The 24330-nt window shown below is 71.9% G+C and carries 19 protein-coding genes and 1 pseudogene; 9 read left to right on the forward strand and 11 right to left on the reverse strand.

Annotated features, from left to right (window positions below):
• Positions 1-122 precede the first annotated feature (122 nt).
• Complete coding sequence (locus JHW41_RS07290; RefSeq protein ID WP_250449472.1) at positions 123-407, reverse strand: DUF6959 family protein; 285 nt, start codon at positions 405-407, stop codon at positions 123-125.
• 292 nt (positions 408-699) lie between these two features.
• Between JHW41_RS07290 and ssb the strand changes: the two genes are divergently transcribed.
• The gene (ssb, locus tag JHW41_RS07295; RefSeq protein ID WP_250449473.1) at positions 700-1293 is read left to right on the forward strand and encodes a single-stranded DNA-binding protein; all 594 of its coding nucleotides are present in this window, start codon (positions 700-702) and stop codon (positions 1291-1293) included.
• 208 nt (positions 1294-1501) lie between these two features.
• On the opposite strand, the gene JHW41_RS07300 is transcribed toward ssb, so the two are convergent.
• The 7 genes and pseudogenes from JHW41_RS07300 to otsB all read right to left on the reverse strand — a co-directional run bounded on the left by JHW41_RS07300 (position 1502) and on the right by otsB (position 9375).
• The gene (locus tag JHW41_RS07300) at positions 1502-3196 is read right to left on the reverse strand and encodes an ABC1 kinase family protein (protein ID WP_057948495.1); all 1695 of its coding nucleotides are present in this window, start codon (positions 3194-3196) and stop codon (positions 1502-1504) included.
• Between the two features lie 15 nt (positions 3197-3211).
• Positions 3212-3394, reverse strand: a complete 183-nt coding sequence (locus tag JHW41_RS07305; protein WP_057948494.1) for a DUF3606 domain-containing protein — start codon at positions 3392-3394, stop codon at positions 3212-3214.
• A gap of 28 nt (positions 3395-3422) precedes the next feature.
• Complete coding sequence (locus JHW41_RS07310) at positions 3423-3662, reverse strand: hypothetical protein (protein WP_250449474.1); 240 nt, start codon at positions 3660-3662, stop codon at positions 3423-3425.
• Positions 3663-3899: 237 nt separating this feature from the next.
• Positions 3900-6017: an amylo-alpha-1,6-glucosidase gene (locus tag JHW41_RS07315; RefSeq protein ID WP_250449475.1), complete on the reverse strand. Its 2118-nt coding sequence runs from the start codon at positions 6015-6017 to the stop codon at positions 3900-3902.
• 16 nt (positions 6018-6033) lie between these two features.
• Complete coding sequence (locus JHW41_RS07320; RefSeq protein ID WP_250449476.1) at positions 6034-7101, reverse strand: glycosyltransferase family 4 protein; 1068 nt, start codon at positions 7099-7101, stop codon at positions 6034-6036.
• A gap of 158 nt (positions 7102-7259) precedes the next feature.
• Positions 7260-8618: pseudogene (locus JHW41_RS07325) on the reverse strand (alpha,alpha-trehalose-phosphate synthase (UDP-forming)); the annotation flags it as partial.
• Position 8619: 1 nt separating this feature from the next.
• On the reverse strand, positions 8620-9375 hold the full coding sequence (gene otsB, locus JHW41_RS07330) for a trehalose-phosphatase (protein WP_250449477.1): 756 nt from the start codon (positions 9373-9375) through the stop codon (positions 8620-8622).
• 303 nt (positions 9376-9678) lie between these two features.
• On the opposite strand from otsB, the gene JHW41_RS07335 reads away from it, so the two are divergent.
• From JHW41_RS07335 to JHW41_RS07350, 4 genes are all read left to right on the forward strand, one after another.
• On the forward strand, positions 9679-10059 hold the full coding sequence (locus JHW41_RS07335; RefSeq protein ID WP_250449478.1) for a VOC family protein: 381 nt from the start codon (positions 9679-9681) through the stop codon (positions 10057-10059).
• A 2-nt stretch (positions 10060-10061) separates the two neighbouring features.
• Positions 10062-10721 carry a UdgX family uracil-DNA binding protein gene (locus JHW41_RS07340; RefSeq protein ID WP_250450824.1) on the forward strand — a complete coding sequence of 220 codons (660 nt, stop codon included), beginning with the start codon at positions 10062-10064 and terminating at the stop codon, positions 10719-10721.
• A gap of 249 nt (positions 10722-10970) precedes the next feature.
• A complete protein-coding gene (locus JHW41_RS07345) occupies positions 10971-11834 on the forward strand; it encodes an SDR family oxidoreductase (protein ID WP_250449479.1) in 864 nt (287 codons plus the stop codon).
• Positions 11827-13278, forward strand: a complete 1452-nt coding sequence (locus tag JHW41_RS07350; RefSeq protein WP_250449480.1) for a BON domain-containing protein — start codon at positions 11827-11829, stop codon at positions 13276-13278. The genes JHW41_RS07345 and JHW41_RS07350 overlap by 8 nt, the downstream gene beginning before the upstream one ends.
• A gap of 299 nt (positions 13279-13577) precedes the next feature.
• Here JHW41_RS07350 and JHW41_RS07355 read toward each other — a convergent pair whose 3' ends face one another.
• Genes JHW41_RS07355 through JHW41_RS07365 form a run of 3 tightly spaced genes read right to left on the reverse strand, consistent with a single transcriptional unit; the run spans position 13578 to position 18519 of the window.
• A complete protein-coding gene (locus JHW41_RS07355) occupies positions 13578-16844 on the reverse strand; it encodes a hybrid sensor histidine kinase/response regulator (protein WP_250449481.1) in 3267 nt (1088 codons plus the stop codon).
• A gap of 2 nt (positions 16845-16846) precedes the next feature.
• Positions 16847-17116 carry a hypothetical protein gene (locus JHW41_RS07360; RefSeq protein WP_250449482.1) on the reverse strand — a complete coding sequence of 90 codons (270 nt, stop codon included), beginning with the start codon at positions 17114-17116 and terminating at the stop codon, positions 16847-16849.
• The gene (locus tag JHW41_RS07365; RefSeq protein WP_250449483.1) at positions 17113-18519 is read right to left on the reverse strand and encodes a sigma-54-dependent transcriptional regulator; all 1407 of its coding nucleotides are present in this window, start codon (positions 18517-18519) and stop codon (positions 17113-17115) included. The genes JHW41_RS07360 and JHW41_RS07365 overlap by 4 nt, the downstream gene beginning before the upstream one ends.
• 341 nt (positions 18520-18860) lie before the next feature.
• Here JHW41_RS07365 and JHW41_RS07370 point away from each other — a divergent pair, with 341 nt between their 5' ends.
• The 4 genes from JHW41_RS07370 (at position 18861) to JHW41_RS07385 (ending at position 24224) form a co-directional block, all read left to right on the forward strand.
• Positions 18861-19307 carry a hypothetical protein gene (locus tag JHW41_RS07370; protein WP_250449484.1) on the forward strand — a complete coding sequence of 149 codons (447 nt, stop codon included), beginning with the start codon at positions 18861-18863 and terminating at the stop codon, positions 19305-19307.
• Between the two features lie 10 nt (positions 19308-19317).
• Positions 19318-20298 carry a mechanosensitive ion channel family protein gene (locus tag JHW41_RS07375; RefSeq protein ID WP_250449485.1) on the forward strand — a complete coding sequence of 327 codons (981 nt, stop codon included), beginning with the start codon at positions 19318-19320 and terminating at the stop codon, positions 20296-20298.
• A gap of 288 nt (positions 20299-20586) precedes the next feature.
• Complete coding sequence (gene ligD / locus JHW41_RS07380; protein ID WP_250449486.1) at positions 20587-23229, forward strand: DNA ligase D; 2643 nt, start codon at positions 20587-20589, stop codon at positions 23227-23229.
• Positions 23230-23312: 83 nt separating this feature from the next.
• Complete coding sequence (locus tag JHW41_RS07385; RefSeq protein ID WP_250449487.1) at positions 23313-24224, forward strand: Ku protein; 912 nt, start codon at positions 23313-23315, stop codon at positions 24222-24224.
• The last annotated feature ends 106 nt before the right edge of the window (positions 24225-24330 follow it).

Consider the following 24330-nt stretch of genomic DNA (forward strand, 5'->3'; position numbering starts at 1 on the left):
GCGGGTGCCTTTCATGTGCCATCTCACCACCGGCTGCCTCCTGTAGGAGCGGCGCAAGCCGCGACCGCGCACTCCCCGCGACGGCGCATCCTGGCGACCGCGACGACACCCGCCTGCGGCCTTTACGCCCCGGTGTAGTACGAATACCCGCACCGCGCCAGCGTCCGCTCGTAGACGCCAAGACACTCGCCCAGGTGCTCGACCAGATCGGCGAGCGTGTCGTGCTCGTCCTCGTGGGTCGCCGGGTCCAGGCCGGCGAGCGCGTGCTGGGCCCGGCAATACATGGTGTACAGCGTGTCGCCTTGCAGCAGCACGCCGGGGAAGGCACGGGAAGACAGCTTGACGATGGCGCAATTGACGACCGGGTCGAGGACCTCGGCGGTGATCGGCGGGGTGTCGTCGTGCATGGAGGCGTCCCATGGAGCGCCGCCGGGTGGCGGCATCGGGCCGAGACTAGCCGGCGGACGTTCTCAGGGCGCGGCGCCCGGCTGGTCCGCCGGGGGCAAGTCCGATCGGGCGACGGCCCGCACGAGCGCGGCGGTCGTCGGTCCAAGGCCTTGCCCCACAAGCGTTCCAGCCGAATCCCGGGGGCCGGGCGCGGGGTGTTCCGACCCGCCCGCGGTCGCCCGGCCGATGGCGGGGGGAGGGGCTATAATCCACTCTTAGGCCGTCCAAGAACGGCAGTCAGCAAGGAACCCCATGGCACGCGGCATCAATAAAGTCATCCTGGTCGGCAACCTCGGCAACGATCCGGAGACCAAGTACACCCAGGGCGGCATGGCCGTGACCACGATCAGCCTGGCCACCACCAGCGTCCGCAAGGACCGCGACGGCAACAACCAGGAACGCACCGAGTGGCACCGGGTCAAGCTGTTCGGCAAGCTCGGCGAGATCGCCGGCGAGTACCTGCGCAAGGGCCGCCAGGTCTACATCGAAGGCTCGATCCGCTACGACAAGTTCACCGGCCAGGACGGCGTCGAGAAGTACTTCACCGACATCATCGCCGACGAGATGCAGATGCTCGGTGGCGGCGGTGAGGGCGGCGGTGGCGGCGGTCGTTCGGAAGGCGGCGGCCGTGGCGAGTTCCGCGGCGGCGGTGGCGGTGGCGGCGGCGAACGTCCGGCCCGTGCCGCGGGCGGCGGCGGTTATGGCGGTGGCGGCGGTGGTGGCGGCGGCGGTGGCGGCGGCGGTGGTTACGGCGGCGGCCGCGACTCCGGCCAGCGCCGCGAGGCGCCCCCGGCCAAGTCGAACGATTTCGGCGACGATTTCGCGGACGACGATATTCCGTTCTGAGGTTTGCATGGCTCGGATGCCGGTTGTCGATTCCAGGTAGTTGCTGGCCGATACCGGAAAACAAGCGGTTTCGAGCAAAAGGAGCTGCCGCCGACCGTAGGGTCGGTGGCGGCTTTTTTAGCGTTTGAAGCCTTCAAAAATAATCGCGATTCACAGGTGGCTGTTGAAGACTGCCGAGCCCGACGCGCCGCTGCAGCACGCAACGAATCTAAGGCGGCGGCAACTTGCGCGATGGGGCCTTGCGGTCGCCGAACAGGGCGCTGGCGATCAATCCAAGGCCCAGCACGCACGCAACCAGGAACAGGATCAAGGCGAGAGCGGGATAGCCGAATAGCGTGTACGGCGTGTCGATCCGCATGATGATCGCCGAGGCCATGATCAACGCCGAAGCAATCGCTCCGGTGCTGATGCGGTTGGCGATCTTCTGCAGCGCTTCCATCAGCCGCGATTCCTCCAGGCCCGCCACAGAGACCTGCAGGCGGTTGTCGGCCAGCAGCGACAGCAGCGCCTGCAGCTTGCGCGGTCCGTCGCGCAGCAGCCCTTGCAGTTCCAGCGACTCGGCCGCCAGTCCGGACAACGACAGCGAACGGGTCAGGCGCTGGCGCATCAGCCGCTGCAGGTGCGGGCGCGCCACCGCTTCGATGTCGAGCTGCGGCGCGAGCGCGTGCGCGACCTGTTGCAGATTCAACAAGGTGCGGCCGAGCAGGCCCAGTTCGGCCGGCGGCCGCAGCCCGCAAGCGACCGAGATGCGCACCACTTCGATCAGCAGGCTGCCCTCGGCCAGGCCGTCGTCGGCCTGGCGCACGGCGTAGCGGCCGACCAAGTGGCCGATCTCGCGCCGGTAGCGGACCTCGTCGAAACTCTCCAGCCGCACCGCCACGCCGATGGCCTCGCTGGCGGCGTCCTCGCCGCGGCCGTCGAGCGCGGCGAGCATGAACTTGAGCAGGCGCTCGCGCCGCTGCGGCGGCACGTGCACGATCATCCCCAGGTCGATCACCGCCAGCCGGCCGTCGCCGGCCAGCAGGACGTTGCCCGGATGCGGATCGGCATGGATCTCGCCGTGCAGGTAGGTCTGGTCGAGGTAGGCGCGCAGCAGGTCGGCGGCCAGGCCGCAGAAGTCGCGCTCGGTGCGCAGCAGTCCAGACAGCGCGAGCACGCTGCGCCCGTGCACCAGGTCCATCGTCACCACCGCCGGCGCGCACAGGCTCCAGACCGGTTGCGGCACGTACAGGCCGGGGTACGGCGCCAGATGCCGGGCGAACCGTTCCAGGTTGCGCGCTTCGGCGCAGTAATCCAGTTCGCCCAGCAGGCTGCGGTGGAATTCGTCGAGCCAGTCGGCGAAGTGCACGCGGCGGCCGGTCTGGGTGACCTTGTCGGCGGTGCGCGCGAGCCGGCTGAGGATGTCCAGGTCGGTGGCGATGACCTGTTCGATGCCGGGCCGGCGCACCTTCACCGCGACCTCGCGTCCGTCGCGCAGGCGCGCGCGATGCACCTGCGCCAGCGAGGCGCTGCCCAGCGGTTCGGGATCGAAGTCCTTGAACGCCTTGGTCAGGCGCACTTGCAGGCTGTCCTCGATCCGCGCGCGCACCACGTCGTAGGGCAATTGCGGCTCGACCCGGTCGTGCATGCGGCCGAGCGCGCGGTGCACGTCGGGCGGCAGCAGGTCGGGGCGCGTGGCCAGCGCTTGGCCGAGCTTGACGAAGGCCGGGCCGAGTTGTTCGAGATCGCGCACGAACGCTTCGGCGTCCGGCGCCGCGCCCGGCTGCGGCGCGAGCGCGTTGCCGTGCGCGGACGCCAACTCGGAGAACGCGGCGATGTGCCGGTACTTGGCGACGAAGCCGAGGATGCGCGCCGCGCGCAAGGCGCGGTTGTCGCCGCCGGTGCGGCCGGTAGTCTCGCTCATGGGCGCGCCGCCGGATCAGCCGTTCGCACGCAGATACCGTTCCACCGCGTCGGCCGATACGCCGACCGCGGCGACGGCCTCGCGCAGGCGGCGTTCGTCGACGCCGAAGCGCTCGGTCCAGTAGCGCAGCTCGTGGGCCTGCTCCAGGCTGATGCGTGCGCGGTCCTGCGGGCCGCGCCGGTCGCTGTCGTCGCTCATGCCGGTCTCCTGTGGGTAGGGGGAGGACTCACTGCCGCTGCGGCCGGTCGTGGTCGAACAGGCGCTCGATGCTGCCGCGGATGCGCGCGCCGACGTAGCCGTAGTCGATCGCGCCGGCCTGTTCGAGCACCCGCGCCACGGCCTGCTCGAACTCGACCTCCAGCACTTCGCGCTCCGGCGGATCGTCGATCCACGCCTGCACGGCGCTGTCGAGCCGGTCGAGCGCGCGTTCGAGCTCGGCGCGGGCGGGTCGGTCTTCGCGATCCATGGCGCTACGATGCATGACGGCCCAGGCCAGGCGCGGCGGCCTGCGGCATGAACAGGCGAAGCAAACCGCGTGCCAGCGCCGGAATGCCTCGACGCCAGCGCCGGGCGCGCGACGCGCTGCGCAAATCGCGGAAAAGACCGTGCTACGCGCGTCGCCTGAGCGATCTGCGCCGAGCCCAGCCGCGCGGGTCCCGGAATATTTTTCGCACTGCGCAATCCTTGCCGCGCCAACCGCCGCTCAGCTGCGCAAGTTGACTGGAATCGCATTGGCGTAACGGCTTTCGCTGAACACGCCCACGCGCTCGCCGAACTGCTTGAACACCAGATCGACGCGTTCCTCGCCGACAACCAGCCCGCGCACGCGCACATCGTCGATGCCTGGCGGCAGGCGCGGGCGGTCGACGTGGACCACGCCGTGCTCGCCGTCGATCTCCACGCCGAGGCAGGCCTGCAACAGCATGAACGGCGAACCCGCGGCCCAGGCCTGTGGCAGGCAGGCGACCGGGTAGGGGATCGGCGGCGCGCCGGGCCGGCGGGCGAAGCCGCAATACAGTTCGGGCAGGCGCATGTCGAAGTGCACCGCGGTCTCGAACGCGCTGCGCAGCAGGCGCGCGGCGGTCTCGCGGCCGTGTTGGCGGGCGATGCCGCTGGCGCACAGCGCGCTGTCGTGCGGCCACACCGAGCCGTTGTGGTAGGACATCGGGTTGTAGCGCGGCTGGCCCTTGGCCAGGGTGCGCAGGCCCCAGCCGGTGTAGAACGCGTTCGACAGCAGCCGTTCGGACACCGCATGCGCGCGCTGCGCATCGGCCAGGCCGGTGTAGAGCAGATGGCCGGGATTGCTCGCCAGCACTTCGCACAGGCGGCCGTCGCCGTCCACCGCGAGGCCGTAGTAGCCGGCCTCGGGCATCCAGAACTTGTCCTCGACCGCGGCGCGCAGGCGTTCGGCGCGGGCGTCCCACGCGTCGGCGGCCGCGTCGCCGCGGCGGCGGCCGAGTTCGGCCATGGCGCGCAGCGCGGCGAAGGCGTAGCCCTGCACCTCGACCAGGGCGATCGGCCCCGCCGGGATGCGGCCGTCGGCATGGAACACCGAATCGCCGCTGTCCTTCCAGCCCTGGTTGGCCAGGCCGCTGGCCTCGGCGCGGGCGTAGTCGAGCAGGCCCCAGGGATTGGCGTCGCAGACGCGTTCGATCCACGCGGTCGCCGCGCGCAGCGCCGGCCACAGCCGGTCGATGAAGGCGCGATCGCCGCTGCGCTTGGCGTAGGCGCCGGCGAGCATCACGAACAACGGCGTGGTGTCGACGCCGCCGTAGTACAGGCCGAACGGCAGTTCGCGCAGGCTGGCCATTTCGCCCTTGCGGGTCTCGTGCAGGATCTTGCCCGGCGCCGAATCCAGGAACGCGGAATCCTCCTGCGCCTGGTGATCGGCCAGGAACTGCAGCACGCCGCGGGCCAGGCCCGGATCGAGCCATAGCGTCTGCAGCGCGGTGATCACTGCGTCGCGTCCGAACGGCGTGGAAAACCACGGGATGCCGGCGTAAGGGTATGGCCCGCTCGGCAGTTCGCTGGTCAGCAGCGCCAGGTCCGAGCGCGAGCGCCGCATCCATTCGTCGAACAGCGGCCCGTTGCTGCCGATGTGGGCGCCGCGGCGGCGGCGGTGGCGCATGCGCAGGCGCGCCTGGGTCGCGGCCTGGCGGAAGCGCGCGCGCGAGGGCGCGGCGTCGTCGCTGTCGATGCCGGCTTCGACGTACAGCTCGCCGTGGCCGCCGGGCTCGATCCGCAGTTCGATGTCCAGGCCGGCGCCGTCCTCGGCGCGCGGCGCCTGCGAGAAGGCGATGAACGAACTGCGAAGGACTCCGTCCAGGCCGCGGTACTGGAAGCGCCGGCGGCTGCCGTCGTCGCGGGTGGCGAGCATCTCGCCGCGGGCCTTGCGCACGCTGCCGCGCACTTCGAACATGTCGCGGAAATCGGCGGCCAGTTCGAACCGCAGCGGCAGCAGCGCCGGGCGCGAATCGTAGTTGGTGCAGGCGATGCGCTCGTACATGCGCTCGCCCAGCAGCAGGCGGGTGCGGGCGATGTGCACCAGCCCCTCGGGCGTGCCGGTGTCGCCGATCGGCGACAGCGCGCGGTTAGTCAGGTGGGCGACGAAGAACGCGTTGTCGCGCGAGACCGCGGCGCTGAGCAGGGCCGGGCGGCCGTCGCCGATGCCGAGCCGGTACACGCTCAGCAGGCGGGTGTCGTTGTGGAACAGGCCTTCGGCCGGGCCGGCGATGTCGCCGTAGCCGTTGGCGATGAGGAAGCTGTCGCCGTCCTTGAGCACATGGCTGGTGTAGAGGGCGGCGGTGGCGGCGGCGTCCATCGGCGGGCGTCCGCGCTCAGGCGCTCAGCTGCAGCGCGCGGCCGCCGCGTCCGGCCAGGCCGGCGTACAGGTCGAGGTAGTCGTGGGCCATGGCCGCGGCGGAGAAGCGCCGTTCGAATACGCTGCGGATGCGCGCGCGGTCGTAGCCGACGACCGTGCGCACCGCCGCGGCCGCGGCCTCGACCGAATCCACCACCGTACCGGTGACGCCTTCGTCGATCACCTCCGGCACCGAACCGCAGTTCCAGCCGATCACCGGCGTGCCGCAGGCCATCGCCTCGATCATCACCAGACCGAACGGTTCGGGCCAGTCGATCGGGAACAACAGCGCGGCGGCCTGGCCGAGGAAGTCGGCCTTGTCGGCGTCGCCGATCTCGCCGACGAACTCGATTCCCGGCGCGTCCAGCAGCGGTGCGACGACGTCGCGGAAGTAGTCGCGGTCGGCGCGGTCGATCTTGGCCGCGATCTTGAGCGGCCAGCCGGCCAGGCGCGCGATCTCGATCGCGCGGTCCACGCGCTTTTCCGGCGAGATGCGGCCGAGGAAGGCCAGATACCCGCCGGCCGGTCGCGGCGCGAACGCGAACAATTGCGGCGGCAGCCCGTGATAGACCGTGCCCAGCCAACGCGCCTGGCGCAGCGGCCGGCGCTGGTGATTGGAGATCGACACCAGCGGATAGCGCGGCCAGCGTTTGTACGCAGGCGCCATGTCCTTGTGGTCCAGGCGCCCGTGCAGGGTGGTCAGGGTGCGGTCGGCGCAGTCTTCGAAGAACGGGAAGTGCAGCAGGTCGACATGGAAGTGCAGCACGTCGAACTCGGCGGCGCGGCGGCGCACTTCGTGCATCTGGCTCAAGTGCGCGGCGAGGTTGGCGGTGTTGGACGCGAACGCGCCGGTGTCCAGCCGGATCGCGCAGTCGCGCACCGGCGCCAGTTCGGCGCGGGTGTCGGCGTCGGCGGAGGCGAACAGGGTCACCTCGTGGCCGGCCTCGACCAGCGCATCGCACAGGTGCGCGACCACGCGCTCGGTACCGCCGTACAAGCGCGGCGGGACCGCTTCGTAGAGCGGGGAAATCTGCGCGATCTTCATAGCGTGCCTTTGCTGAGCAGGGAGCCGGGGGCGAGCAGCGGCGCGGGCGCCAGGGCGGCCAGGCCGCGCGCGGCCATGCTGGGCGATGGCGATGGCGATGGCGATGGCGCGGCGCGGGCTTCGCCGCGGACGCCGTCCTGGGCCGGCGCGGGCGCGGTCTCGGCCAGCGCTTGCAGGAAGCCGCGGCGCCAGGCGCCGATGTCGCTGGCGCGCAGGCTCGCCATCATCGCCGCCCAGCGCTCGCGCCGTTGCGCCAACGGCATGCGCGCGGCCGCGGCCACCGCGTCGGCGACTTCGTCGGCGTCGTGCGGATTGACCAGCAAGGCCTCGCCGAGTTGGTCCGCGGCGCCGGCGAAGCGCGACAGCACCAGCGCGCCGGGATCGGCCGCGGCTTGGCTGGCGACGTACTCCTTGGCCACCAGGTTCATGCCGTCGCGCAGCGGCGTGACCAGGCCGACCGCGGCGCTGCGGTAGAAGCCGGTCAGCGCGCTGTGCGGGTAATCGTGGTTGACGTAGCGGATCGGGGTCCAGTCCGGGCGCGCGTGCGCGCCGTTGACGTGGCCGGCCAGCGCTTCGAGCTCGGCGCGCAGGCTGCGGTATTCGGGCACGTCGCTGCGCGAGAGCGGTGCGATCTGCAGGTAGGTGAGCTGGCCGCACAGGTCCGGATGACGCTGCAGATGGCGCTCGAACGCGCGCATGCGCTCGGGCAGGCCCTTGGAATAGTCCAACCGGTCGACGCCGATGACCAGCCGCCGGCCGCCCAGGCTGTCGCGCAGGCGCCGCACTTCGGCCAGGGCGGCGGCGTCGGCGGCCTGCGCGGCGATGGCGTCGGTGTCGATGCCGATCGGGAAGGCGCCGATGCGGGTCGTGCGGCCCTCGTCGCCGCGCCAGCGGCCGCCGCCGAGCGCGCGCAGGCCGGCATGGGTTTGCAGGTATTCGGCCAGATGCGCCGCGTCGGTCCGGGTCTGCAGGCCGATCAGGTCGTAGGCGCGCAGCGGGTCGAACAACTCGCGGTGGTGCGGCAGGGTCGCGGCGAGATCCGCGGGCGGGAACGGCACGTGCAGGAAGAAGCCGATGCGGTTGTCCACGCCGAGCCGGCGCAACTGCGCGGCCAGCGGGATCAAGTGATAGTCGTGGACCCAGATCGCGTCGTCGCCGCGCAGCTCGCGCGCCAGCGCGCGGGCGAAGCCGGCGTTGACCCGCTGGTAGCCGTCGCTGCACTCGCGTCGATAATCGACCAGATCGACGCGCGAATGCAGCAGCGGCCACAGCACCCGGTTGGCGAAGCCGCGGTAGTAGTCGTCGACGTCGTCCGGGCTGAGATCGAGCGTGGCGTAGTCGATGCCGCGTTCGCGGCAGCGCTGCGGGATCTCGGTGGCGGCGCCGCTGCGGCCGCTCCAGCCGAACCACAGTCCCTCGCTCTCGCGCAGCGCGGCCTGCAAGGCGATGGCCAGCCCGCCGGGGCGTTGCGCGCCGGGCAGGGCGACGCGGTTGGACACGATCACGGTGCGGGGCATGTCAGCCGGCCTCCGCGGCCACGCCAAGCCAGTCGCGCACCTGCGCCGGATCGGCGAGGCGGTGGCGCGCGCCGGTGTCGGCGCGTTCGCCGACCAGCACGCTGATGCCGCCGTGCGCGTTGACCATGGCGAAGCCGGGCTCGTCGGCGAGATCGTCGCCGGCGAACACCGGGATGCGGCCGCGGAACGGCGCAAGCCCCAGCAGTTCGGCGATCGCGCGGCCCTTGTCCATGCCGTCGGGACGGATCTCGATGCCGTGCGCGCCGCGGTGCTGGCGATAGCCGGGCAGGCGGGTCAGCGCGGCATCGGCGAACTCGCTCATCGCCATGGCCGCCTGCGGCGCGGCGCGCCAATGCAGGTTCAGGCAGGGGCCGTGCGCTTCGATGCAGGCGCCGGGATAGTCGAGGGCGAAGCGCGCGGCTTCGCCAGCCAGCGCCAGCATCGATTCCGGCGGCGCCGGCGCGCGCAGCGGCGCATGCGCGCTGCGCCGCTCGAGCCCGTGCATGCCGCTCAGGCACAGGTCGGCGCAGTCCGGGAACAAGGCCTGCAGCGATTGCAGCGAGCGGCCGCTGACCAGGGCCAGGGCGCCGTCGAGTTCCGCGGCCAAGCGGAGCAATCGCTGCGGCAACTGCGCCGGGACGCGGGCGAGATGGGGAGCGGGCGCGTGTTCGAGCAGACAACCGTCGACGTCGAGGAACAAAGCCCAGTCGGGCGCAGGCGCCGGCGGCGCGGTGCGCAGAGTGCGTATCGAAGCCATGAATTCATCCTAACCCCGCGGATGTAATGGATCGGTTCAAGGATTCGCCCGAAAACGCACGGAAAACCGCGGAAATCCGCGCGAAAACGACGGTGTCGGCAGTGTCTGCGCGAAGCTTTTTCCGCAGCGCGAAATTGTTTCGCGGCCGCGGCCTGGCCCGTCGCCGCGCGCCGATTGCTGCGCGCGGCGACGGCGCGGACGCTCGGCGAGGTGGCACACCGTTTGCGTCGCTCTTTCGTCGGGATGCTTCGTTCGCGCATCCGCGCGCACCGATACGCCTTCATTCGAGACGGAGGAAACCTCATGCACAGGAGCCGACTGGCGCAACTGGTGATCGATTGCGAGACCACCGATCCCGATTGGGCCGCGCAATTCTGGGCGCAGGCGCTGGGTTGCCGGATCCAGGCGATCGGCGACGCGGCCGACGAGATGTACCGCCGCCTGCTGGTGCACGCCAACCAGCCCTGCCTGTTGGTGCAGGCGGTGCCGCACGCCAGCCGCGTGCACCTGGACATCGAGACCGACGATGTCGAGGCCGAAGTGGTGCGGCTGGAACGACTCGGCGCGGCGCGCATCGCCCAGGTCAAGCGCTGGTGGGTGATGGCCGCGCCGACCGGGCAGCGCTTCTGCGTGTTGCCGCCGCAACGGCAGGATTTTCCGGCGCACAGCAACGTGTGGCGTTGAGCATGGCGGCCGCGGCGCCACGCCGGACGGCGGCGCCGCCGTTCGCCAAGCCGATCAAGGCGCCGGTGCCGCGCGCCAGCCTGCGCGCGTTGCGCGCGCAGGCGGCGCAATGCCGCGCCTGTCCGCTGTGGCGCGAGGCCACCGCCACCGTATTCGGCGAAGGGCCGGCGCGGGCGCGGGCGATGCTGATCGGCGAGCAGCCGGGCGACGAAGAAGACCGCAGCGGGCGGCCCTTCGTCGGCCCCGCCGGACGCCTGCTCGACCGCGCCCTGGCCGATGCCGGACTGGACCGCAAGACGCTTTATCTCACCAACGCGGTCAAGCATTTCAAGTTCCAACGCCGCGGCAAGCGCCGCATGCACGATCGCGCCAACGCGCACGAACGGGAGGCTTGCCGGATCTGGCTGGCGGCGGAGTGGCTGCGGCTGAAACCGCGCTGGGCGCTGGCGCTGGGGGCGATGGCGGCGCAGACCTTGTTCGGCGCCGCGTTCCGGCTCAGCCGCCAGCGCGGGCGCTGGATCGCGCTGGACGCGCGCACGCGGGCGATGGCGAGCTGGCATCCGTCCGCGATCCTGCGCTCGCCGTCGTCCGTCCGCGAGCGGCGTTACTGCGAACTGGTCGTGGATTTGCGCCGCCTGGCGCAGGCCTTGGACGAGGACTGATCGCAGCGGTTCGCAAGCGCCTGTGCGCGGCGGGCGATGCGGCAACCGATGGCGCGGCCGCGAACAATCTGCACGGATGCGCAACAGTTCCCGCGCGCCGGCGTCGTCGTCGCCCGGACGACGGCGGCCTGGATTGGCACGCGACTTGCGGTAGCTCCTATTACAGGCCTTGGACGCGCATGCGCATCGCGACGATCGCCGGAGGCGAATCGGAGACAACCACGGCCGCTCATCACAGCGAGGTTCCACATGAACGAGCAGGCTTCCCGCACGCCGCCGCCGCAGGCCCAGGACCAACAGCCCGGGCAGCAATCGCAGATGGTTCCGCCGCCGCTGAGCATCCGCGAAAGCTATCGCGGCAGCGGCCGCCTGCGCGGCAAGGTCGCCTTGATCAGCGGCGGCGACAGCGGCATCGGCCGCGCGGTTGCGCAGCATTTCGCCCGCGAGGGCGCCAAGGTCGCCATCGCTTACCTGAACGAGGACGAGGACGCCGAGCGCACCCGCGAACTGGTGATCGCCGAAGACAGCGATTGCATGCTGATCCGCGGCGATCTCGGCGACCCGGCGCGCTGCCGCGAGGCGGTCGCCAAGACCGTCGGCGCGTTCGGCCGGCTCGATATCCTGGTCAACAACGCCGGCGAACAGCACGAAGTGGACGAGCCCGAGCAGCTCACGCCCGAGCAGGTCGAACGCACCTTCCGCACCAACATCTTCGCCTTCATCCACCTCGCCACCGCCGCGCTGGAGCACTTGCCCAAGGGCGGCAGCATCATCAACACCGGCTCGGTGACCGGCGTGCGCGGGCACGAGAAGCTGATCGATTACGCCGCGACCAAGGGCGCGATCCACGCCTTCACCTTCTCGCTGGCGCAGGCGGTCGCCGACCGCGGCATACGGGTCAACGCAGTCGCGCCCGGGCCGATCTGGACGCCGCTGATACCGGCCAGTTTCTCGCCCGACGAAGTGGCGCAGTTCGGCAAGTCCACGTTGATGAAGCGCCCCGGCCAGCCGGCCGAAGTGGCGCCGGCCTACGTGTACCTGGCCAGCGAGGAGGCGTCGTTCGTGACCGGACAGACCATCCACATCAACGGCGGAGGACACATCAGTGCGTAAGCGCAAGCAAGCCCGCGACGATGGCCGTAGCGACCAAGTCGCCGGCACCGCGGAATTCAAGGCCGTCGCGCACGAGGCGCTGCGGCTGGGGGCGCGCGCGCTCGACAAGGGCCGCGCCTGGTTGAACCACATCGGATCCGACGACCTCGGGAGCGAAGACATGACTCAGCGACAAGATTCGAACGGCCGCGACAGCGAATCCCGGCGCCGCCCCGGCGGCGAAGACGAGCAATACCGCCGCCGCGCGCCGCGCAGCGAGGAAGGCGAGTCGTGGATGCACGACAAGGAACGTCAGGCTGCGCGCACCGGTTACGCCGACTACGCCTACGATCCCGCGCGCGGCCGCGGCCGCGAGTACGGCCACGCCAGCGCCGACGACCACGGGCGCGGCGGCGAATATGCGCGCGAATACGGCGCCGATGCCGGCGAATCGGACGCGCGTTCCGGTTCGCGCATGCCGCGCGACTACGACCGCAGCTGGCGCGAAGACGGCGCGCCGCGCGAGCGCGGCCAGCGCGCGGCGTACGCGCGCGAGCCCGGCGAGCGCGGGCTTTACGGCGCCCATGGTCCGGGCGTACGGCCGGCCGATCCGCGCGGCGGTGCGCATTACGACAGCGGCTGGCGCGCGCGCGGCTTCGACGAGCGCTCGCAGTCGGTGGGCTGGGAGGACGATCGCGGCGATGCGCCCGGCGGCTCGTCTCCGCGCCAGGGCGATCCGCGCCACGGCTACTACGTCTACGGCGGCGAGCACGAGCGTCGGCACGACTACGACGAATTCGATCCGCGCCGCGGCCGCCACGACGACTACCGGCCCGGCCGCCGGCGCATGGGCGAGGGCTACGGCGAGTCGTCCGGCTACGCCGGCGGCGAGTTCGCCGGTTCGGGCTACGGAGCCGGCTTCGAGCCGAACCGCGAGTGGTCGCGCGAACGCGCCTTCGATGCGCAGTCGGCGTATCGGGAGCAGGGCATGCCCAGCCACCGCGGACGCGGCCCGCGCAACTACGCGCGGCCGGACCCGCGCATCGAGGAGGAGCTCAACGAGCGCCTGACCGAAGACGCGCTGGTCGACGCCAGCGACATCGAGGTCAGCTGCAGCCAGGGCAAGGTGGTGCTGAGCGGCGAAGTCGACGATCGCTGGATGAAGCACCGCGCCGAGGACATCGCCGACGCTTGCGGCGGGGTCAAGGACGTGGACAACCGCCTGCGCGTGCGCGGCCGCGAAAGCGCGACGCTCGCGGCGGATCCGCACCGCAGCGGGCGCGGCGAAAACGCCGGCCGTTTCGGCCCGACGCCGGCGGCCAAGATGCCGGCGGGTCCGGCGTCCGCGGCCCAGGGCGGTGGCGGCGCCGCCGGCGGCAACGCCGGTGCGGGAAGCAATCCGAGCACCGGCGCCGGCACCAGCGGCGCTGCGCCGGCCGGTGGCGGTTCTATGCCGCAGCACTGATGCGGCGGCCGCACGATCCGCGCCGCGGCCGCAACCGGCCGCGGCGCGGTGCCGTTCGCGGAGTGCAGTTGTTCGTGGGGCCGGCGGGGCGAGCGAACAACTGCGCGCCACCGCTCCGGCCTGATGTCCGCGTCGGCATGGCGGCGGTCGCGTATCGAGTGATCGCGCCCATAGCCGCAGCTCGTTCGCGGCGGTGTGAAACTGTGGATTGATTGCGTCGCGCCGCCTTCGCGTCCTCTGCGCACCTGAAGAACGCCGCGCAAGCGACACAACGCGATGTCCCGCCCTGCCGCCCGCGCTCAGGACTTCGACGACGCCTGGCCCAGTCCGCGCTGCAGCGCCGCCTGGATGCGGTCGATCGACGCCGGTTTGATCAGGTGTTCGTCGAAACCGACCTCGCGGGTGCGTTCGCGGTCCTCGGCCTGTCCGTAGCCGCTGTACGCGATCAGGTACGGCGTGCGCGGCGCCGCGCGCAATGCCCGCGCGACGTCGTAGCCGTTGAGCGGGCCCGGCAGTTCCAGGTCGCACAGCACCACCTCGGCCGGCTCCTCGCTCCATAGCGACAGCGCCTGTTCGCCGTCGCCGGCGACGCGCACCCGGTGGCCGTCCAGCGCCAGCAGGGTGGCCAGGGCATCGGCGGTGTCGGCTTCGTCGTCGACGATCAGCACCCGGCCGCGCCGCGCCGGCGCGGCCGCGGCGGGCGCGGGCGCGGAATCGGCGGAATCGGCGGAATCGGCGGCGGGCGCCGCAGCCAGCGGCAGGCGCACCTCGAAACACGAACCCGAGCCCGGCCCCTCGCTGCGCGCGGCGACCTGGCCGCCGTGGCGCTCGACCAGGGTCTTGACGATGCTCAGGCCGAGCCCGAGCCCGCGCGAGCGCCAGTCCGGCGTCTGCACGAACGGTTCGAACAGATTGCCGGCGATATCGCGGTCCAGGCCCAGGCCCTGGTCGCATACCTGCACGCCCAGGCCGGCGGCGCCGTCGGACAGCGGCGCGCGCTGCAGCGACGCGCCGATGCGCTGGCCCGGCTCGCTCGCCTTGATCGCGTTGGAGACCAGATTGTCGAACACCTGGCGCAGGCGCGCGCGGTCGCCGTAAACGGGCGCGAGGTCGAGTCCCTCGATCGGGTCGAACACCACGCCGGCGGCGTCGGCGCGGGCCAGGTTGTCCTCGCGCACTTCTTCCAGCAGGGCGCGCAGATCCAGCGGCTCGCGGCGCAGTTCCATGCCGCCCTGGGTGACCCGGGCGATATCGAGCAGGTCCTCGACCATGCGCTGCACATGGCGGTTCTGCCGCGCCAGCGTCGCCAGCGCGCGTTCGCGCTGCGGCGCGTCCAGGTCGGTGCGCTGCAGCAGTTCGCCGGCCGCGGCCACGCTCGAGAGCGGATTGCGCAGTTCGTGGCTGAGCACGGCGAGGAAGTGGCTGACGCGTTGGTTGGCCGCGGCCATCATCTCCAGCGCGCGCTTCTGGTCCTCGATGTCGGTGCTGGCGCCGTACCAGCAGCGCAAGCGGCCGTGCGGGTCCAGCAGCGGCTGCCCGCGCACGATGTGCCAGCGGTACTGGCCGTCGCCGGCGCGGCGGAAGCGCAGTTCGACGTTGAGCGGGCGGCCGTTGCGGATGGCTTCGTCCCAGCTACGCAGGCCGTCGGCGAGATCGTCGGGGTGGCAGATGTCGCGCCAGTCCTGGTCGCCGCCCAGGCCGGTGTATTCGTACCAGCGGCGGTTCTGGTAGCGGATCGAGCCGTCGGGCTCGGCGATCCAGACCATCTTGGGCAGGTTGTCCAGCAGCGCGTGCTGTTCGGCTTCGGCGTGGCGCAGCTGTTCTTCGAACAGACGCCGCTCGTGCACGTCGCGCAGGCCGCCGATCCATTCCAGCACCTTGCCGGCGTTGTCGGTCACCGGCACCGCGCGCAGGACCACGTGGCGCGCCTCGCCGTGCGCGCTGAGCACGCGGAACTCCAGGTCGAGCAGTTCCGGCTCGGCCGCGCGCAGATGCTCGTGCCAGGCCGAGCGCACGCGTTCGCGGTCGAGCGGATCGACCGCGCCGAGCCAGCCCTCGCCGCGCGCCTGCGCGCGCGCCTGGCCGGTCAGGTCCTCCCAGCCCGGCGCGTCGAGCAGGCGCCCGGCGGCGTCGGCGTACCAGACCATGCCGGCGCCGGCCACGGCCAGGCTGCGGAAACGGCGTTCGCTGGCCTCTACCCGGCGCGCCGCCTCGACCCGGGCGGTCACGTCCAGCGCGTGCACCACCACGCCTTCGATCCCGTCGCCCTCGGGCCGGTGCGGCACGAACTGCACATCGAAGTGCCGCTGCGCGCCGCGCCGCGACAGCTCCACCGGGAAGCGCACGGCCTGGCCGGCGAACGCGCGTTCCAGCAACGGCAGGTACGGCGCCAGCTCCGGCGCCGGATGCGCATCGCGCAGCGGCAGGCCCTGCAGCCGGCGGTCGCCGAACCAGCGGCGGTAGGCGCGGTTGCACAGGCGGTAGCGCTGGCGCGCGTCGACGTAGGCGACCAGCGCCGGAATCCGGTCGATCAGCGCGCGCATCAGCAGGCGCTGGGCGCGCAGCGCCGCGTCGCTGCGCTTGCGTTCGCCGATGTCCAGCGCGAGCAGGGCGATGTCGTGTTCGGACAGGGCCTCGCCGGCGAGCAGCATCCACGACGGCTCGCCGCCGCGTTCGGGCAGGGCCACTTCCACCGGTTCGAACGCGCCTTCGCTGCGCAGCCGCTGCAGCAGCTCCGCCGGGACGCCGAGTTGCTCCAGCGACTGCGTGCGCATCGGCGCGGACTCGTCGGCCGCCGGCGCGAGCATGCGCTCGAAGCCGGGGTTGGCCCACCAGCGCCCGCCCTGGACATCGGCGAAGCACACGCCCCACAGGTCGGTGTCGAACACCGCGCGCAGGCGCCGTTCGCTCATGCCTTCCTCGGCGCCGCGCGGTTCGCGCAAGAACACCGCGTGGCCGGAGAACGCGTCGCGCGGCCCCTGCAGCGGCACCGCCTCGGCCTGCAATGGTTTGTCGCCGGCGCCGCGCAATCGCAGCGGCCCGGCGCGGTCCGGCAAGGCTTGCGGCCAGCCGTCGAACACGTCGCCGGCCAGGCGCCCGCGCGCATGTTCGGGGGCGACGTCGAGCAGCCGCCCCGCGGCAGGGTTGAGATAGAGCACGCGCGCGTCGCGGCCGATCAGCGCGACGCCGTCGCCGACCCCGGCCAGCACCGCCGACCACTGTTCCTGCTGCAGGCGCAGGCGATTGCGCCGCCGCCGCAGCGTCGCGGCGATCCATACCAGCGCGCTGGCGCCGGCCAGGAACAAGGCGCAACCGGCCAGCCCGATCTGCACCCGCAAACCCGGCCAGAACACGATCGCCGCCAGCGCCGCCGCCACCGCCACGGCGCCGCCGCGCACGCCGTCGTACCAGGCCGCGAGCGCGGCCAGCAGGTACAGGCCGAGCAGCGGCAGGACGTCGTGCAGGTCCTGGCCGAAGCGCGCGTGCCCCAACGCCAGCGCCGCGGCCAACGCGGCGGCGGCGAGCAGTTCGCGCGGCCGCAGCGCGGCCGGGTTGGAAGCGGACATGGCTAGCCGCGCGGCGGCGCCTGCTCAAGCAGCGCCGCCGCGCGCGCGCAGGCGCCGCGCGCGCGTTCGAGGTTTTCCTGCGCCTTGACCACCGCGCCGCCGGCGAGCACCGCCTGGGCCGCGGCGCAGGCCATGCTGGCGGTGTTGAGTTCGTTGCGCAGACGGTGGATCCAGCGCGCGGGGTCGAGCGCGGGCGCGGGCGCCTGTTCGGCGGGCGCGGGCGGTTGGGCGCCGGATTGCGGATCGGGCCGCTCGGGATCGTGTGCGTTCACTTGCTGGGTCCACCTCGCTCGGTCCAGATCGTTGCATCCACCTCGCAACCGGCTTCGCGCAAGCGCGCGATCTGGTTGTGCACGGTGCGCACGCTCACGCCGAGGGCGCGGGCGGTGCGGGTGCGGTCCTGGCCGAAGTGGGCCAGGGTCTTGAGCAGCATCTCGCGCTCGATCTCGGCATAGCTCATGCCGACGCTGAAGCGGACCGTGGCGGGATCCTCGGCGGCGGCGCGCAGGCGGCGCGCGCCGGGCACGATGCGCACTTCGTCGCCGGGCGCGGTCAGGAACGCGCGGCGGACCGCGCTGCGCAACTCGCGCACGTTGCCGGGCCAGGGATGCGCGGCCAACGCGCGCTCGCTGCCGCCGGCCAGGCGCTTGCGCGCGCCGTGTTCGGCATTGAGCTCGTCCAGGACGGCGCGCGCGATCAAAGCCGCGTCGCCGCTGCGGTTGCGCAGCGGCGGCAACTCCAGGTGCACGTCGGCGAGGCGGTAGTAAAGGTCTTCGCGCAACGCGCCTTCCTCGACCGCGCGCAGCGGATCGCGGTTGCAGGCGGCGACCACGCGCACGTCGATCGCGATCTCGCCGGCGCCGCCGACCCGGGTCAGCGCGCCGGATTCGAGCACGCGCAGTAGATAAACCTGCAGCGCCGCCGGCATCTCGGTGATTTCGTCGAGGAACAGCGTACCGCCGTGCGCTTGCTCGAAATAGCCGCTGTGGCGGCCCGCGGCGCCGGTGAAGCTACCGCGTTCGTGGCCGAACAGGTGGCTGGCCAGCAGGTCCGGCGCGATCGCGCCGCAGTTGACCGCGACGAAGGCGCCGCCGCGGCCGCTGAGGCGGTGCAGGGCGCGCGCGGCCAGTTCCTTGCCGGTGCCGCTTTCGCCGCTCAGCAACACCGACAGCGTCGAGGGCGCGATCCGCCGCAGGTCCGCGCCCAGCCGCTGCATCGGCGGCGAGCGCCCGATCATCCCGAGCGGATCGGCGCTGCGTTCCTCGCGTCCGCGCGCGGCGACGCGGTCGAGCAATTCGCCGAACTGTTCCGGCACCAGCGGCTTGACCAGGTACTCCATGACCGGCCGCGCGACCGCGCGCGCCGCGGTTTCCACCGACGGATGCCCGGTGACGATGGCGATCTGGCCCGACTCGGGCAGGGCGTCTTCGTCGAGCAGTTCGAAGCCGCTGCCGTCGGGCAGGTCGAGGTCGAGCAGCAACAGGTCCATCAGCGCAAGTTGCGCGAACCCGCGCGACTGCTCCAGCGAATGCGCCAGATACGGGGTGTAGCCGTGCGAGCGGGCGAAGTCCGCGGCGGAGCGGGCGAAGTCCTGGTCGTCGTCGACGATCAGCACCGTCGGCGCGGCGCCGGCGGGCGATGCCGGCGTACCGGTGTACGCGAGGTCGTTGGGCACGGGCTGGCGATCCTGTCTGGGGAAACCCTGTTTGGGGGCTGGCCCTGTCTGGGTGCTGGCCCTATCTGGGCGCTGAGCCATCGCGAGACAGGGCGCGGGACGCTCACAGGGCACCGTAGCGCCGCGCCGGTTAAGCGGGTGTTGGCGGAAAATGATTCGCGCGTGATGAAACATTTGCGCCGTCACGTTTCGCTGCGCCGGCCGCGGCGAACCCGCGAGCCCGGTGAGCGCGCAAGTTTTTATGGCGATGCGCGGCCGCCGGCGCGGCTGGCACGGGAGTTGCGTGGTCCTGGTGGCGAGCCGCGCATTCCTGCATCGGCTGCGTCACCGAGGAAGGCTCAATGCACAGGCTGCCGCTCGATCGTAACGATTTCATTCCGCTGCCGGCGGCCGTGCCGCTGGGGCCGGGCTTGTCGCAGCGCGCCGGCCAGACCGCCGCCGGCGACGGCGTGGCGCAGGCCGCGCACAGCATCGACGAACTGCGCGCATCGGTTTACCCCATGGCGCCGGAGGTGATCGACATGGAGTCGGAATTGGGCTATTGGCGCGGCCACTACCGCGGCCTGCCCGGCGGCAGCGCGCTGCGCTACGGCGACTACGAGCCGGCGGTGAAGCTCGGCATGGACGCCTTCATGCGCAGCCGCGGCCGCGGCATCGACGACATGGAAGACGAACTGGAGGCCTGCTACCGCCGCACCCGCGGCCTCAGCCGGCTGGATTGGCAGCAGGCGCGCGCGGTCGTGCGGCTGGCCTGGAACCATCTGCACCTGCGCGGTCTGAAGGCGTGAGGGCAGGGCGATGACGGGCGCGGCCGCGGCGTCGATCCTGGCCACCGCGGCGGTGCCGGCGGCGGCGTCGTTCGACTGGAGCGCGGTGCGCGGGCGCTTGCTGGCCGAGCTCTACCGGTTCGTCGCCGCCGCGCCGCTGCTGCTGCTCGCGCTGCTGCTGACCCTGGCGGCATGGTGGTTCGGCGGATGGCTGGCGCGGCGCGCGCTGATCGACCGCCTGGCCGGCGCCAACCCGTTCCTCAAGAACCTGCTGGCGACCACGCTGCGCGGCGGCTGCGCCTTGCTAGGCCTGGCCGTGGGCCTGCAGCTGATGAACGCCACCGCGATCGTCGGCGCGCTGCTGGGCACCGCCGGCGTGGTCGGCATCGCCTTGGGCTTCGCGTTCAAGGACATCATCGAGAACTACATCGCCGGGGTGCTGCTGAGCCTGCGCCAACCTTTCCGCCCGCACGATCATGTCCGCATCGCCGAGCACGAAGGGCTGGTGATGGCGATGACCGCGCGCGCGACCGTGCTGATGACCCTGGACGGCAACCAGCTGCGGGTGCCGAACGCGATCGTGTTCAAGAGCGTGATCCTCAACTTCAGCCAGAACCCGAGCCGGCGCTTCGAGTTCGACCTCAGCGCGCCGTTCGACGGCGCCCTGGAGGCGACGCAGGCGCGGATCCGAAGGCGGGTGGAAGCGGTCGACGGCGTGTTGCGCGAGCCCGACGCCGAGGTCTTGCTGGTCTCCAGCGGCGACGGCAAGGCCGGCGTGCGCGTGCGCGGCTGGATCGACCAGCGCCGCAGCGATATCGACCAAGTGCGCAGCGCCGCGCTGCGCGCCGCGACCGCGGCATTGCAGGCCGATGCGGCCGCGCCGGCGCCGGCCGCGGCGGCCGCGTCGGCCCGCCCCGGTGCGCCGGAGCGCACCCGCCAGCATCTGTTGCGCGCGGGCGAGGCTGGCGCCGGTTCGCGCGATCTGCTCGATCCCGCCGCGCCGGTGGAATGACGCGGGCGGCAGGCATTCGTTAGCGCGCGATCAAGGCCGCGGCCCGACGGCGACGACGCGGCGCTAGCGCCGCGATGCCTAGCGTGGGGCGACGGCGCCGCAAGCCCCGGCCCGGCGCGCTGCCGGACCGCTCGCGCCGCGTTCCGGCCCCAGCGATGTGGAGGATGCGACATGCCGCGCTACGCTCCGATCTTCACCGCGGTCGCTTCGATCGCCGCCGCCGTTTCGCCGCGGCGCGCTCGGGCTTGGCCGGCCTGAGCGCCGGCGAACGCAACGGCACCGGCGCGCATGAGCCTGCACGAATACCGGCGCAAGCGGCGCTTCGACCGCACCCGCGAGCCCGAACCGGGCGCGCCGCCGCGCGGCGAGCGCGCGATTTTCGTCGTCCAGCTGCATCACGCCAGCCATCGCCACTACGACTTCCGCCTGCAGGTCGGCGACGCGCTCAAGAGCTGGGCGGTGCCCAAGGGGCCGTCCTACGATCCGGCGGTCAAGCGCATGGCGGTGGAAGTCGAGGACCACCCGCTCGGCTACGCCGGTTTCGAAGGCGAAATTCCCCACGGCGAATACGGCGGCGGCCACGTCGCGCGGTTCGACACCGGGGTGTGGGCGACCGACGGCGATCCGCAGGCGCAACTGGCCAAGGGCCACCTGCGCTTCGAACTGTTCGGGCGCAAGCTCAAGGGCGGCTGGCACCTGGTGCGTTCGGGCAAGCCCGCGCGCCAGCCGCAATGGTTGTTGTTCAAGGACCGCGACGAATACGCCGGCACGCTCGAAGCCGACGACCTGCTCGCCGACGTCGCCTCGCCGCCGGCGGCCGACGCGCAGCGCGCCGGCCGCGGCAAGCCGCGCAAGCGCCGCCTGGCCGAAGTCGCGCCGGCGCGCGCGCGGCGCCGCGACTGGGCCGCGGCGGCGCGCAAGCTGCCCGGCGCGCGGCGGGCGCCGTTCGATGGCGGCGCGTTCGAGCTGCAGTTGGCGCGCTTGGTCGAAGCGCCGCCTGCGGGCGAACAATGGCTGCACGAACTCAAATGGGACGGTTACCGGATCGGCGTCGGCGTCGCCGCCGGCCGCGCGCGGCTGTGGTCGCGCAACGCGCTGGAGTGGACCCGGAAGATTCCCGAGATCGCCGCCGCGGTCGAAGCGTTGGGCCTGGACAGCGCGGCGCTGGACGGCGAACTGATCGCCGGCCGCGGCGCGCGCGAGGACTTCAACCTGCTGCAGGCGACGCTGTCGGGCGAGAAACAGGGCGCGCTGTCGCTGGTGGTGTTCGACCTGCTGCACCTGGACGGCTGGGACCTCAGCGCCGCACCGCTGCTGCAACGCAAGGCGCTGCTGGAACAGCTGCTGCAGCGGGCCGGGCCGCATTTGCGCTACAGCTCGCACATCCTCGGCGACGGCGAGCGCGCCTACGCGCTGGCCGCCGAACAGGGCTTCGAAGGCATCGTGTCCAAGCGCGCCGACCGCGCCCACCATCCCGGCCGTAGCGACGAGTGGCGCAAGAGCAAGCGCTTGGCCAGCGACGAATTCGCCGTGGTCGGCTACACGCCGCCGAAGGGCGCGCGCAGCGGGTTCGGCGCGTTGCTGCTGGCGCGGCCGGACCCGGCGCACGGCTGGTCCTACGTGGGCCGCGTGGGCAGCGGTTTTTCCGCCGACTTGCTGGCGCGGATCAGCAAGCGCCTGCCCAGGGGCGCCGCCGCGCCGACGGTGCACGTGCCGCCGCACGACACCGACCTGCGCGCGGCGCGCTGGTTCGCGCCGGCATTGGTGGTCGAGGCGTTCTATCGCGGCGTCGGCGGCCACGGCCTGCTGCGGCAGGCCTCGTTCAAGACGTTGCGCGAGGACAAGACGCCCGCCGCGCTGGCCGACCGCGACCGCGGTCCGGGCGCCGCGGCCCGGCTTCGCTCCAACTCCAACTCCAACTCCAACTCCGAACCGCCACCGAAGCGAACCGCCATGACCCGCAAGGCCGCCAAAGCCAGCGCCGGCAAGGCCAAAGCCGGCAAGACGCGCACCGGCAAGTCCCAGGCTGCCGCCGACCTCGACGACTTCCGCCTCACCAGCCCCGAACGCGTGGTCTATCCCGACATCGGCGCGAGCAAGCGCGACGTCGCCGCCTACTATCTGGCGATGGCCGACTGGCTGTTGCCGGAAATCGTCGACCGGCCGCTGTCGATCGTGCGCTGTACCCAGGGCGCGGCGCGGCCGTGCTTCTTCCAGAAGCACCACACCGCCGGGCTAGACGACGTGGACAGCGTCAGCCTGGAAGAGGAATCGGGCCAGCGCGCCGACTATCTGGTGGTGCGCGATCTGGCCGGACTGATGAACCTGGTCCAGTTCAACGCACTGGAGTTCCATCCGTGGGGCGCGACGGCGCAGCGGCCCGACCGCGCCGACCGCATCGTGTTCGATCTCGACCCCGGCAGCGGCGTGCCCTGGACGGAGGTGATCGCCGCCGCGCGCCAGTTGCGCTCGCTGCTGGCCAAGCTGGAACTGCAGTCGTTCGTGCGCACCTCCGGCGGCAAGGGCCTGCATGTGGTGGTGCCGCTGAACCCCGGCTGCGACTGGGACCTGGTCAAACCGTTCGCGCACAGCTTCGCCGAGACCCTGGCGCAGATGGAGCCGCTCAAGTACATCGCCACCGCGACCAAGAAATTCCGCAACGGCAAGATATTCGTCGACTACCTGCGCAACGGCCGCGGCGCCACCAGCGTGGCCTCGTTCTCGCTGCGCGCGCGCGAGGGCGCGCCGGTGGCGATGCCGCTGCGCTGGGAGGAACTGGGCCGGGTCAAGAGCGGCCACGCGTTCGACATCCGCTCCGCGCAGGCGCGGGTCAAGCGCCTGCGCCGGCATCCATGGGCGGGGATCGACGCGGTGCGCCAGGACCTGGACCGCCTGGCCGAACGCCTGCAGCGGCTGCGGCCGGACGATTGAGCGCACTCGCGTTTTCACCGCGATTGAACCCGGGCCGGCGCACAGTCCGGCCACTTCACCGCCCACTGTCAGGAGTCCGCACCATGGCACGCCCGATCTGGACCGGCACGATCTCCTTCGGCCTGCTCAACATCCCGGTCAAGCTGATGGCCGGCGAGCGCCGGGTCGACCTGCATTTCCGCATGCTCGACAGCCGCAACAAGGCGCCGATCCGCTACGAGCGGGTCAACGAGGAGACCGGCGAGGAAGTGCCGTGGAAGGAGATCGTCAAGGCCTTCGAATACGACAAGGGCAGTTACGTGGTGCTGGAAGCGGCCGACATCGCGGCCGCCGCGCCGGACCACACCGAAACCGTCGACATCGATGCCTTCGTCGATGCGGCCCTGATCGGCAGCGAGTACTACGACAAGCCCTACATCCTGGAGCCGGGCAAGAAGGCAGAGAAGGGCTATGTGCTGTTGCGCGAGGTGCTGGAGAAAACCGGCAAGGTCGGCATCGGCCGGGTGGTCATCCGCACCCGCGAATACCTGGCCGCGCTGGCGCCCAAGGGCAACGCGCTGGTCCTGCTGATCCTGCGCTACGCCCAGGAACTGGTCGACCCGGAAGACTACAAGCTGCCCGAAGGCGGCCTGGCGAAATGGAAGATCTCCGCGCGCGAGGTGGAAATGGCGCAGCAGTTGATCGAATCCATGACCGCGCCGTGGAAACCCGAATCCTACAAGGACGACTTCCGCCAGCGCCTGCACAAGGTCATCGAGCAACGGGTCAAGGCCAAGAAGGTGGTGCGCGGCAAGCAGGCCGACGAATCCAAATTGCCGGAGAACGCCGCGACCAACGTCATCGACTTCGCCGAGCTGCTCAAGCGCAGCCTGGCGAAGAAAGGCGCCGCAGCGCCGGCCAAGGCGGCCGGCAAGCGCGCGGCCAAGACCGCCAAGGCTGCGAAGAAGAAGCCGGCCAAGCCGGCGGCGCGTTCGCGGGCGACCAAGCGCGCCTGAGCGGGCGGCGGCGCGCCATCGACGGGACTCGGCGCAACCCGATCGCGCTCGGGTTCGCCGCCGGCCGTGCGAGCGCGAGGTTTGCGCCCTCTTCGCGCGGCTCAGG

The organism is Lysobacter enzymogenes (assembly GCF_023617245.1).
Classification (GTDB): domain Bacteria; phylum Pseudomonadota; class Gammaproteobacteria; order Xanthomonadales; family Xanthomonadaceae; genus Lysobacter; species Lysobacter yananisis.